We start from the raw sequence: 11,464 nt of genomic DNA on the forward strand, positions 1-11,464 counted from the left end.
ACAGAAAAACTAAAGCGATCGCCAGCCAAGTCAGTTAACTCGTATAAACGCTTCCCGTGTATTTCTTGTGTTGTGGGGGGCTGAAACAACGGAGAGGGTGGGATATTACCCCGAGAACCTTGCGGCTCACTCGATTTCAAGTCGAAAGAGTCTTGATGTGCCAACCCCTTGCTGGTAAATCGTTATGGCGTTTTCTGGTATCTGTCGGCTAAATTTTTATAGCCAAATTATAGCCAAACTGTGTTAAATATCGGGGATAGAAAGCCCCCGGTTTCGCCCCGCATAGTTTTGGTAAATGACTTGGGGGGAGTTTCCGACCCAAGTGGCAACGTCCTTAGCATCAATTCCGGCTTCAAGGCATAGAGTTATAAAGGTGTGCCTCATTTGGTAGGGTTTCCGGTGTTCTATGCCCATTATTTCTAAGACTGGATGCCAATGTTTTGTACAGAAATCACCGACTTGGATCGGCTTCCCTGTCTTGCTGGGAAAAACTATTTCCGAGTTGTTTCGCGATCGCGCCTCCCTGAGAATAATTTGGACCTGTTCGTTACAGGGGAAATTACGGCGGGTCTGAGTCTTGAGACCGTCGCAGCGCTTGCGCCCCCCTTCCCCGGAAACAATCACGGTGTTAAAAGTGATTTTGCTTAGGTCGCCAGCAACGTCCGACCATCTTAAAGCGATCGCCTCCGATGGGCGACACCCGGTAAAGAAACAGAAACGGACATACAAACAAAAGTGGCTGTGTTTTGGTTCAGATTCAAAACACTGGATAATGCGATCGCGTTCGTTAGCCGTAAATGGGTTAATCTCATCAGAATCACTTGCTTTTTTTAACCGATTAGCCTTAGCGCTTAACCCATTAAATGGTGAGGGTTCGCTCACTAGCCTTTTTTCTATAGCCCAGTTAAAACAAGCATTAAGTTGTGTCAATAATCTCTTTGTGGTGTCAGGGGTCAGATTCTGAATAGCCCAATCATATACATCCTGACCAATTATCGTTGATATGTCCGCATTGCAGAACGGCGACCTTTGTATGTGTCTCAACGCCACCATATAGTTATTATTCCAAGTCCCCGGTCTGACTGTTTTTTTGCGCGTATTAATATATTCATAATACAGGTCTTGAAGGGTTGTGATTTTCACTTCGTCTTGATGTGGTGGTGGCTGTTGTGTATATTTTTTCAGCGTGTAATCAAAGCGCTCATAAACGATATCACTTTCAATTGCCTTGGCTTTGGCTTCGGCAATTTTTCTGTTTTCTGGGGTGTCTTTAAACCCTAGATAAATATATTTCCGTTGTTCAGGAAATAAATGCCGTGGCAACGAAAGCCTGAGTTTATTATTACACATTCCGACACCTACCTTGCCTTTGTAACGTTAGGATGATTTATTTTGCATGATTCGTTGATGATTTTAACTGTATTAGTGGCTTAATCTTGTTTAGGTCTTAAATACTTGATTTCATATATCCCATAGTTGTTGCCAACCTTTACTGCAACTTTATTTTTTGAAACAACCTGAGTGATTTCAGCATGATAAGAACAAAGTGGATCATCTTCTTTGTTAATCACAACTGTCTTGCCTGCAGAAAACCAAGTATTTCTTATTCTTTGGGGGATAACATAAACATAATCCTTAATTTCTTGGAGCATCCAAGAATCTAGTAACCTGGTTATAGTTAACTCAGCTAACTCTGTGTCAGCAAATTTTGCTATGAGCTTATTTTTCCTGATCCGATGCTCTTTGTTGTTGTATAAATCTATGAAAATCTTTTTTATAGCGTCCTCACACTCTTCTGTAGTGTCACAGTAAAAAGTGTCTGGGATTTCCCCGACATCAAAACCTCTACCGTCGGATTGGCTGTCAGGGTCAGGGCCTAAAGTCCCGTTTTTTACAGGGCCAACTACACAGTTAGCTGTGTTTAGATCGTTTTTAACAAAATTTGCCTGTCTGCCTGTCCTGCCTGTCCGCTCAGTCTGAATCAACTGCTGTGTCGGTGTTTCAGGGTGGACACCCACCTTTTCCGCTGCCTGTCCGCTGCCTGTCTGCCTGTCCGCTTCCCGGACTGGCTGGTCCTTTATGTACCCCATTCTCTTGGTCCCGTTGCGGTTGAATCGTTTTTGGGAAAAACCCAAATTTGTCATTACTTTCCTGATTTCTCGCTCAATGCGATTGAATTCATTTGTTTTTATTTTTTCACCATCTAGTTTACCAAGGTAGTCTTTTATCTCTTCAGTTGTTACTGTGTCTTTATCAGTAACAAATTGCTCTATTAACTCGTGTAGATAGCTGTGTTCTGTGAACTCTTTATTAAGCAAATTGGCTTGCTGCTGTTCCTCACGGGTCAGGTAGAAACAACGGCCTTGCCGATATAGTTCTACCACCTCACCCCAAAGCTGATCGCGTTCATCCTCTACCAAATTTGTGGGGATAACCTGAGAAACTGGGATAACCATAAAACGCCGCGCGCCAGTTTCATCATGGTTAAAATCGGTGCGGTTGGTTGAACCAACTAACACATTCGCGCGCGGGTACGCTGTTGAACGTTGTGCATAAGGGGGGCGTATATTGTCTGTTTGAGTTGTAATAAAAGCCTTGATTTTTCCTGACGTACTCCTGCTAATATTGTTTTCTACTTCCGCCCATTCTGTCCAGACAGATTGGTGCATTTTTAGGCGTTCATCTTTTTCTTTAAAGTCCCCCATGTCATCACAGAAAAAGTCATCACCCACCATGGTTCTGAACCATGTAGATTTTCCTATCCCCTGTTGACCATGCAGAATTAATAAAGTGTCAAATTTGCATCCTGGTTTTTTAGTCCTAGCTACAGTTCCGACTAACAAACACTCTAAATAACGTTGGTGTAATGGGTTATCTGTCCCAAAATAACGTTTTGCTGCCCCATTGATACGATTCTGACCGTCCCATTTTTTATGGCAATCTTCCAGATAATCCTCAAACGGATCAAAGCTATTACTTTGAGCTACATCAAGGATGATTTGATTCTTGATTCTCAAACTTCCCTTAATCTCAACACCACCCTTTTTGGCTAAATCAATTTCAGGAGCGTCAGGGTTGATAGGCTCACCATCAATTTCAATCACCTTAAAACGGGTGTTATAGCGAATTCTCTCCCCAAAGGCACGTTTGATTTTTTCTATGTCTTTGAGGATTTGTAAATCACATTTAACCACCGTGTTTATAGCATCTTTTTCTGTCCAGTGTGTGGGTGTATGGGTAGGCTGTCTCCGGTAAGACTTGACACAATTTGTTAAATAATCTTCTGACAATGTTGGTGTGGGATTACTTTTTTCTGCTGACTTCCAAATCGCGCCTCTTTCCCGTGGTGGTAATGGCGGATTGCAGCGATCGCAATAGTTATTAAACAAAATATGTGGGTCATCCTGACACCTCTCCCCATTAGAGTGTAACCAGTTGTGGGTTCCGATTAAATTCCTGGCAAGTTTAGCCGCGCTATCGTTACGGCTTCCTTGCGAGGCTCCCGTCTTTAGTAGTTGGCGATCGTCTTTGGTTAAGCACGCTTCTAACGGTATAGACTCCGGCAAAACAACCAACGGCATTGGCTGGGGTGTCTCTTTTAACATTTTGTTTATCACCCATAGTGGTGCTTGGGCAATATCAATTTCATTGGGAGATTTTAGCCATTTATACTCTCCAGTTTCCGGGTGTTTTGATGGGGGTAAAACTGACTGGCAACCGTCCCATCGTAACTCTAGTAACTCTTCTTTCCCGTCAGATGATTTATGGCCTGTCGGTAATTTCTTAGTGGTAATTTTATCCCAATATGTGTCGGGGATTAAATACAAATATTGGGCGCGCCCTTCCTTGCCACTGGTGAAACTAACAGTGGGTGGCAATCCCCCCAATGATTCGGCTAACTCATGCGCTTTGTGTCCGTCCGCGTCAATGGCTACAATACCGCCACTAACCTTTCCCGTTCTCAGACCATAGCCTTTAGCGCGTCCTTTACTTATCTCATCAACCAAAACATCCCTAGATATAGCTGACTCTTTCTGCCAACCCGTTCTGTAGGGTGCTTTTTCCCCGTTAACTGGCGTTAAGACCCAATCACTAGGGATACTAGAAATTGCTGCAATTAACTTGCTAACTGTTTTGCTTTGTTTTATAATTGCCATAATTCAAAAAATACTTTTGGGCGATTGAGTTCAAGTCGCTTGAGAGTTAATAACCCGTTAGGGTCTGGGAAAAAGGGAAATCCAGACCCTAATTGTTTTTTTGTGGAGTCTATCCGCAATGGTAGGCGGTCGTCAGTCAATCGGAGACTGACTGAATAGCCATATACAATGGCTGTGTTGTTTTTGGAAATTTTCCTTTTTTAGTCCCCGCCCGCCGAATGCTTTATTAGATTTTCCCTCGTTGCTACTACTTACTCAATAAGAAAGCTGCCACCATTTCTAGTTGGTTTTACTTTCTTGTTAAAACCGATTAGATTCCCTCTTCCAATGCCTTAACCTCATACAATCGCGATTTCACGGCCTGCTACTCTCCCCCAAGGGGGTATAAGAAAAGTGTTTTTAAGAGTAGACGCGAAACGGGTTAGGGGTGATGAAGTATTTTTATCCACAGGGGATAAAGGTTTAATCGGCTAACCGCCACTATTCTTTTAAAGAGATTATGATACACTCCTCTAGCGGTAAAATCAAGTAAGCCATAAGGATGGCAATAGAACAGTGTTAGTAGGGAATCATCCCAAAAAGCTAATTAACAAGCCATTTATTTATACCGGTAATAGCTTAGGATGCGATCGCACTAGATATGCGAACAGTTACGGAAATCTATAGGGTTTCCGGATATGCAAGGGAGACAGCTTAGGACAGCGATAGCAATTAAGACGGATTGAGGATGGGATGGGGACATCAAGGAAAGGGGGGTGTTACGGTTTGATTTTCTGCTACTCCCATCCCTCTGGGGGAATAAATGTTAAATAAACCCGGCCATCATTGTTGTTTGGTGGGCGACAGGGGTAGACTCTGGAAGTGTCAGATAGCGTATAACCATCTAATTCAAAACGTTCGGCAAGCTCAGTGGCAACCTTAGCCACCAGCTTACTGGCAGTCATTACCCGAATACGAATCACGCCGCTGGGAGGGTGTGAATCTTCTGGCTCAACAAATGCCCAAGCCTGACCATTCCACCAATACCCCATACCGACTAAGTGGCTGTAAAGCGAATCGCGATCAGAATGAGAAAAATTCGGGGCTATTTCTATTGCTAACCTGTATTTTCTTGTGAGTCTTATCATGACCAACACCACCAGAATTATAGAAAATCAAAAAGCGGAAAATAAGGCATTAACCATTTGTGGGTTTTACACAACCATCTTATATGGTCATTGTCGTAGTCAAAACTAATAGGTGATAAGTGTATATCTATCACATACGACCGATAGCTGTATACAAGAATTCTGAGAGTAAAAATGCGTCTAGCTGTCCTATCAGTCGGGATGGTTAGCATAAACTGATTAGCCATACTAACAAACTCCTCTCCAAAAAGGAAAATAGGGGCGCAGCCATTCGTGCGCTTCACACAACCATTTAATGTGCTGTGGGTCTCTCTCAAACACAGGTATCTTAACCTTAAGGTTGATTAAGATAGTCCCATCCAAACATTGCATTATGTCCAAAAAACTCTCGTGAAACAATTTAATCTTCATATTCTGCGTCCTGTTTAATTAACTCAAGTACAGCACGACCTTTGGCATATTTAGCACCACCCAAACCCATTACGTCTTTGATAATCTTAGATTCTATCATTCCTTTATCTAGCGCGTCTAGTACGGCTTGCTGGTAGCGTTCGGCAAGTTTAGAAAGTTCGGCAAGTTCAAACTGACTAGCTAACTCAGAACTTTCTAACTTTTCTGGTAACTCTCTGAACTCCCCGTGAGCATGGGAGTCTAGGAGTTCTGGTTGAGCATAAAGGGAGTCATGTCTCTGAAAATTTAGAAATTCGGCAATTGCCTGGTTAGTCTGCTGAGTTAGATAGAGTGAACTGGCGACCGAATGCTTGAAATCTGCCTCCTCTTGTTTATTTAATGCGGTAATTTTTGGCTTGAGTTTTGCCAATTCATTACTGGTCAAGAGTAATCCAGCGCCGCCCCCCATACCATAGCTAATAGATAACCATCTTAGGGTGTTTTGGTATGTGAGGAAAGGTGTAAAAAACCAAACTGGTGATGCTGTAACTGCTATTAAGACTGATATGCCGTTTAACAATCTCCAATTACTCCGAATGGCTTGATTGTTGGCGTTGGGATTGATTACATCCATTGGATTGCACCCCCAATAATTAGAACAGCAGCCACAGCGATCGCCAAAACTAACCACTGCCACCATTCCTCAGATTTGTCTCTGTGATAGTAGGCGATCGCCCCCATTGCACCCAAGACGCTGGCGGCAATTAAGGCAAGCCAGAAGGCAGGGAGGCGGAAACTTTGGTGACTGACAGCCAACAGTGACACGGTGGAACTACTCGCACCAAATAACAAAATCAACCCAAGCATTCTATACAATTGAATCATTCTGTTCTACTTCCTTTGATATTTTCGCCCCCAATAACGGGGGCGTTTTTATGGGATTACAGGGTAGACATCAGGGCGTTAATTTTCTGATCAGCCAGTTGTGCGGATTTTTCCAAACCTTGCCCTAAGCGCGCATATTTAGGTCGCAATCCGTGCAAGTATTTGGCTGAATCGTGTTTAGCTGACTGAATCTTGTGTTCATTCCCAGCCTGATGGCGGCGCAACTTCTCATAGGATTCGTTGACCTTGCGGCTATTGTTATCCAATCGCTTTAAGGCTCGGTATCCTTTCCGGGTGCTAACAACGTGCTTGTCAGATTCATCGGCTAGGTCGGTGAGGGCATCGGCTTCGGCTGGATCAAGAACACGGGGGCGGTCAAGCACGGGAGCGAAACGGAAATGCTCCCAGCTACCAGGGCCAGTGGGGGTAATGCCGTTGGGGCTAGTAACAAAAACCGACCCTTTATCAAGGTTGCTATGCTGACCCTCAACGGGGGCGATCGCCCCACCTTTCACATCGTCGCCTCTGAGAAATCCAATCATAATCAAATGTTCCTAACTAATGGGTAACAAACTTGGTGATAACGGGCGGCTACCCTCCCAAGCGCGGTTATCGCATTTTTAATCAAGTGTTAATTGCCGGGTTTTCCTGTTCCTTTCTGTCCTGACATCCAATCGGTTTAGGCTGCACTCGAAAACAGCGCCGGCATCAGAACAGAACAGGGCAATTTGACGTTGCACCACTGGACTTAAAACTGCTATGGCATCGGGATTATCCAAAAAGAGACAATACAATCTCATGACTAAATCCCTGATACGGCAATGTTCGGGTGTCATTTCTGTTCCTCTGTGTTGGGGTTGGCAATGTCTACAGTGAGGGTAAAGGGGGGAATTCTTAGATCACCAGTCCCTAGCCAGAATCCTAGCCACAGGAGAGCGATCGCCACGGCAGTTAGGGAAACTTTGAACCCCACCCATCCGGCATCCCTCACCCCAGGGCGAAAAAACTCAGCACCAAACCAACAACCACACCGGTGGCAGGGATTGGCTCAAGCAAGCCTTCCAGAAAACCCAAAACGACTGCGGCACCGGTAACAGAAAGGGGCGAGGCTTTCAATTCAGCGATATCAGCATCAGATACCCCGGATTGGCGGAATTGTTCAATAATTTCGTGACGGGTATCATCGTCAGCTTCTGGGGTGTACTGAATCAGATGACTAAGCCGGAAGGTTTGGGTCTCCTCATCCCCATCGGCGATCGCGTGGCAGTTTCCCCACTTGTCAAAGCCAACAATGGTGAAACGGTTGCCACGGGGGGTGGTAAATTTAGCGCCTACTTTCATCCAGGGACTCCAACAATCAAAGCGATCGTCTTTATCCTTGAGTTCTGGCAGGGTGTCGGGGTCAACCTCATCATCGTGGCGACGGTAGAGCATCTCACTACTACCATCGGATTCTCGGATTATGATTTGCTGCCCAAACATCAACTTAACTTGGTCGGCAATGTGTCGCGCCTCTCCAAGGTCAGCAGCAAAATCAATAACTTCCTCAATACCATCGCAGGCCCCTGTAACCAAAATTACACTCTGGGGAGTACGGTAATCAGTTCCCGTTTCTTTCAATGTACATTGATTTTTCGGCTGATTTGTGGTGTCAGGTTCTGCCTGATATAAAGGGTTAACCATAACCTGATCGGACAGAGTTTCGCGGATAGGCTCGGCCTCTGGTACGGCTTCGTATTCGGCTTGGGTAATAGCGGCTTCCCAAGTGGCTTTTGAACGCAAGTCGCCAAACTGGCGGATATCTTCTTTTGATAATCCCAAGGCGATCGCATTAGCTTTAAGTTCTGCTAAAGTCATAGTTACTCCTGTAAAGGGGTTTTCGCGCCCACTGGTGTGTATGCTTGGCCGCAGACACCAGTGGGTATTTTGTTGGCAATTGCCAACACAGGCTATATGTATCACGCACAGGCTAATATAGTTGTGTATAGGCTGTGTTAGCATAAAACCATAATAGCACGTTGTGGTATAATTGCAAGGAAATTATGATTAGCGGACTAAAAACTGTGGGCGGGCCAACCAAATTAGCCAGAATTGCTTTTTATGTTGACCCCGAAATTAAGGAGAAACTAGAAAAATTGGCTGGGATTCAACGACGCACACTGTCAAATTTGATGGCTGTGATAGCGGAAAAGGCTGTAGAGGAAGCGGAAAAGGAAGAATTAACAGACAATTCAAAGTAACAACTTATTTGTTGTTGCGTTTACTCACCCCCGATCGCACCAGGTCGGGTATTTTTTTGTCCAACAGAAGCGGACAGGCAGACAGGCAGGGGACAGGCAGAATTTTTTCTGGGTGTCCCCCTTGTAACTCCCTTGCTATAGCAGTTACAGCCACAGGGGACAGGCAGGACACCCAAAAATAAAAATTTGTGATTTTTTTTAAATCCATTACTGGCTGTACAAAAAAATGGCCCGTTTTATGTTTTGGGCCTACTCTTGACGGGTTGATGGGGACAGGATGATTGTTGGCGATTGGTGGGTTTAGGGTTGAGGCGATCGCATTAGCTTTAAGTTCTGCTAAAGTCATAGTTACTCCTGTAAAGGGGTTTTCAGACCCACTGGTGGCTTGCTTGGCGGCTGACACCAGTGGGTTATTTTGTGTTTGACCTTTCGGTAAATTAACTGTACCATAAAAGTGAATGCTCTGTAAATACCCCTAGCATATTTTTTTGAGTAAGAGTAGAATTGGAGTAACACCTATATGACTGCCACTGTGCCTAGCAACAAGCCAAAGCTACAGGTTTACCTGGATGAACAGATGTTAGAAGAGGGTAAAAAATTAGCAGAGAAGAGACAAAGATCTCTTTCAAGCCTTATCCGCCGCCTGTTGCAGTTGGAAATTGAGGAAGCCAAGAACAAAGGTGAAATTTGAACACCCACTTTTTGTCTGTACGGGCGTTTCTCTAATAGCAGGTTCAATCAATACACAATCACCAACCCCCGATCGCACCAGGTCGGGTATTTTTTTGTCCAACAGAAGGGGACAGGTAGACAGGCAGGGGACAGGCAGAATTTTTTCTGGGTGTCCCCCTTGTAACTCCCTTGCTATAGCAGTTACAGCCACAGGGGACAGGCAGGACACCCAAAAATAAAAATTTGTGATTTTTTTTAAATCCATTACTGGCTGTACAAAAAAATGGCCCGTTTTATGTTTTGGGCCTACTCTTGACGGGTTGATGGGGACAGGATGATTGTTGGCGATTGGTGGGTTTAGGGTTGAGGCGATCGCATTAGCTTTAAGTTCTGCTAAAGTCATAGTTACTCCTGTAAAGGGGTTTTCGCGCCCACTGGTGTCAGCCGCCAAGCATACACACCAGTGGGCTTGTTTTTGTTTCCGTGTGTCAATTGTACAGTTTCGGTACACCCACTGTCAACACTTTTTTGCTAAAATATGGCTGTACAGTACAATGAAGATGCACCCATGATTTCTCAGACAGTGCCGAGCAAACTGCCGCGTGTAAACGTCTATATTGATCCAGACCTTAAAGAAACGGGGGAACGGTTAGCCAAAAAGCGTTTTCGTTCCCTCTCCAATCTGATGGCTTGGCTTTTACTCCAAGAAGTTGAACGAGCCAAGCAGTCGGGGGAGTTGACCGAAGATAAATAAAGACTTATAAGTCACGCCCTCGGCAAAGTCTCAGCCAAACATATAACACCCCTTACCCTCCCCGATCGCACCAGGTCGGGTATTTTTTTGTCCAATTAAACGGACAGGCAGGACAGGCAGCGGACAGGCAGATTTTTTTTTGCCTGTCCACCCTGTAATCCCCTTGGTATAGACGTTACAGCCACAGTGGACAGGCAGGACACCCAAAATTAATTTGTGATTTTTTTTATATCCAATACTGACCACATCTAAAATGGCCCGTTCTATGCTTTGGGCCTACTCTTTAACGGGCGACGGGGGCAGGACGCTTGTTAGTAATTGGCGGGTTTCGGGCTTAGGCGATCGCCTGTCAACTTATCAATGTACATTGATATAATAATCATCCTAGGCAAGGGACCGATACCCGACCAGATTAGTGGACAATAGCGGGCAAAATATAACCTTGTACTTGACACTTATCAATGTACAATGATATACATTATCAATGTACAATGATAGAGGTATAAAAATCCTATGGCTAACTACCATCCTGATACCAGTGGCTTAAAACAACCCAAATGGATCAACACCCCGACCCGCGCGATCCGAGTTCCGGATGTATTTGCAGAGGAACTATTGGCGATCGCTCATCAGATGGATCAGGGCGACGTGATTGAGATACCGGTAAACAGTAATGGCAACCACCAACCACCAGGTGAGCATAAGCCAAATCCGATCTACCAGCAGATAATTGATATCCTCTTACCTGCCACAAAATTGAAAGCTAATAATGGCGGCGCGATTAAATTGGAGATCGCCAAGGCTCTGACGCTGTTAGGAGTTGATGTCAAATTGACACAAAAAGGATTCCGTTAATCTTCTGAGATATCAATGTACATTGATATTTTGGCAGTTTGGGAGGCGATATGGTACAGGTTGGTTTAGGCTTGCATCCAGTCCCCAAAATTAACCAGTGTACTGGTGCAAGTTGTTCACATGACGCATATATAGGTACACAAAGGTTTGTGGATGGGGGCGGGGGGGTAAATTTCTGAAAATTTATTTTGGCTATAACTGCCTAAATTTATAGCCAAATTATAGCCAAATTATAGCCAAAGGTATTTGTGTAGGGGCTGAAACAACGGAGAGGGTGGGATTTGAACCCACTATAAAGCCTATAACCCCTATTCTACCGTTACTCTAGTGCACTCAAAAGCGATCGCATTATTAGGAGTTAGTGCAAAATGAGTGCAAGTACAC

Annotated in this window: 15 protein-coding genes; 4 read left to right on the plus strand and 11 right to left on the minus strand. The window is 44.5% G+C overall.

The window, feature by feature from the left end; genetic code table 11:
* Window positions 1-243: 243 nt before the first annotated feature.
* The 9 genes from P5674_RS20415 to P5674_RS20455 form a co-directional block, all read right to left on the minus strand.
* A complete protein-coding gene (locus P5674_RS20415; RefSeq protein WP_006617532.1) occupies window positions 244-1,350 on the minus strand; it encodes a tyrosine-type recombinase/integrase in 1,107 nt (368 codons plus the stop codon).
* A gap of 80 nt (window positions 1,351-1,430) precedes the next feature.
* The gene (locus tag P5674_RS20420) at window positions 1,431-4,157 is read right to left on the minus strand and encodes a VapE domain-containing protein (RefSeq protein ID WP_006617531.1); all 2,727 of its coding nucleotides are present in this window, start codon (window positions 4,155-4,157) and stop codon (window positions 1,431-1,433) included.
* 776 nt (window positions 4,158-4,933) lie between these two features.
* Complete coding sequence (locus P5674_RS20425; protein ID WP_014276074.1) at window positions 4,934-5,284, minus strand: hypothetical protein; 351 nt, start codon at window positions 5,282-5,284, stop codon at window positions 4,934-4,936.
* A gap of 400 nt (window positions 5,285-5,684) precedes the next feature.
* Entirely contained in the window at window positions 5,685-6,308 is a 624-nt protein-coding gene (locus tag P5674_RS20430; RefSeq protein ID WP_006617528.1) for a hypothetical protein, read from the minus strand.
* Window positions 6,299-6,559, minus strand: coding sequence for a hypothetical protein (locus P5674_RS20435; protein ID WP_006617527.1), 261 nt, complete (start codon window positions 6,557-6,559; stop codon window positions 6,299-6,301). Before P5674_RS20435 ends, P5674_RS20430 begins: the two co-directional genes overlap by 10 nt.
* A 56-nt stretch (window positions 6,560-6,615) precedes the next feature.
* Window positions 6,616-7,101: a hypothetical protein gene (locus tag P5674_RS20440; protein ID WP_006617526.1), complete on the minus strand. Its 486-nt coding sequence runs from the start codon at window positions 7,099-7,101 to the stop codon at window positions 6,616-6,618.
* 78 nt (window positions 7,102-7,179) lie between these two features.
* The gene (locus P5674_RS20445) at window positions 7,180-7,395 is read right to left on the minus strand and encodes a hypothetical protein (protein ID WP_014276076.1); all 216 of its coding nucleotides are present in this window, start codon (window positions 7,393-7,395) and stop codon (window positions 7,180-7,182) included.
* A complete protein-coding gene (locus P5674_RS20450; RefSeq protein ID WP_162097039.1) occupies window positions 7,392-7,532 on the minus strand; it encodes a hypothetical protein in 141 nt (46 codons plus the stop codon). The genes P5674_RS20445 and P5674_RS20450 overlap by 4 nt, the downstream gene beginning before the upstream one ends.
* A 14-nt stretch (window positions 7,533-7,546) precedes the next feature.
* The gene (locus tag P5674_RS20455; protein WP_006617525.1) at window positions 7,547-8,416 is read right to left on the minus strand and encodes a hypothetical protein; all 870 of its coding nucleotides are present in this window, start codon (window positions 8,414-8,416) and stop codon (window positions 7,547-7,549) included.
* Between the two features lie 206 nt (window positions 8,417-8,622).
* Here P5674_RS20455 and P5674_RS20460 point away from each other — a divergent pair, with 206 nt between their 5' ends.
* Window positions 8,623-8,799 carry a ribbon-helix-helix domain-containing protein gene (locus tag P5674_RS20460; protein WP_241080991.1) on the plus strand — a complete coding sequence of 59 codons (177 nt, stop codon included), beginning with the start codon at window positions 8,623-8,625 and terminating at the stop codon, window positions 8,797-8,799.
* A gap of 4 nt (window positions 8,800-8,803) precedes the next feature.
* Here P5674_RS20460 and P5674_RS20465 read toward each other — a convergent pair whose 3' ends face one another.
* Window positions 8,804-9,145: a hypothetical protein gene (locus tag P5674_RS20465; RefSeq protein WP_014276078.1), complete on the minus strand. Its 342-nt coding sequence runs from the start codon at window positions 9,143-9,145 to the stop codon at window positions 8,804-8,806.
* A 174-nt stretch (window positions 9,146-9,319) separates the two neighbouring features.
* On the opposite strand from P5674_RS20465, the gene P5674_RS20470 reads away from it, so the two are divergent.
* Window positions 9,320-9,490 carry a ribbon-helix-helix domain-containing protein gene (locus P5674_RS20470; RefSeq protein WP_006623838.1) on the plus strand — a complete coding sequence of 57 codons (171 nt, stop codon included), beginning with the start codon at window positions 9,320-9,322 and terminating at the stop codon, window positions 9,488-9,490.
* Here P5674_RS20470 and P5674_RS20475 read toward each other — a convergent pair.
* A complete protein-coding gene (locus P5674_RS20475) occupies window positions 9,425-9,874 on the minus strand; it encodes a hypothetical protein (RefSeq protein ID WP_315642950.1) in 450 nt (149 codons plus the stop codon). The genes P5674_RS20470 and P5674_RS20475 overlap by 66 nt on opposite strands.
* A 135-nt stretch (window positions 9,875-10,009) precedes the next feature.
* On the opposite strand from P5674_RS20475, the gene P5674_RS20480 reads away from it, so the two are divergent.
* Both P5674_RS20480 and P5674_RS20485 read left to right on the plus strand, forming a co-directional pair.
* Complete coding sequence (locus tag P5674_RS20480) at window positions 10,010-10,225, plus strand: hypothetical protein (RefSeq protein WP_231851958.1); 216 nt, start codon at window positions 10,010-10,012, stop codon at window positions 10,223-10,225.
* A gap of 513 nt (window positions 10,226-10,738) precedes the next feature.
* Window positions 10,739-11,080 carry a hypothetical protein gene (locus tag P5674_RS20485; protein WP_006617521.1) on the plus strand — a complete coding sequence of 114 codons (342 nt, stop codon included), beginning with the start codon at window positions 10,739-10,741 and terminating at the stop codon, window positions 11,078-11,080.
* Window positions 11,081-11,464 lie beyond the last annotated feature (384 nt).

Origin of the sequence: Limnospira sp. PMC 289.06 (assembly GCF_032350395.1) — a bacterium.
Taxonomy (GTDB): domain Bacteria; phylum Cyanobacteriota; class Cyanobacteriia; order Cyanobacteriales; family Microcoleaceae; genus Limnospira; species Limnospira platensis.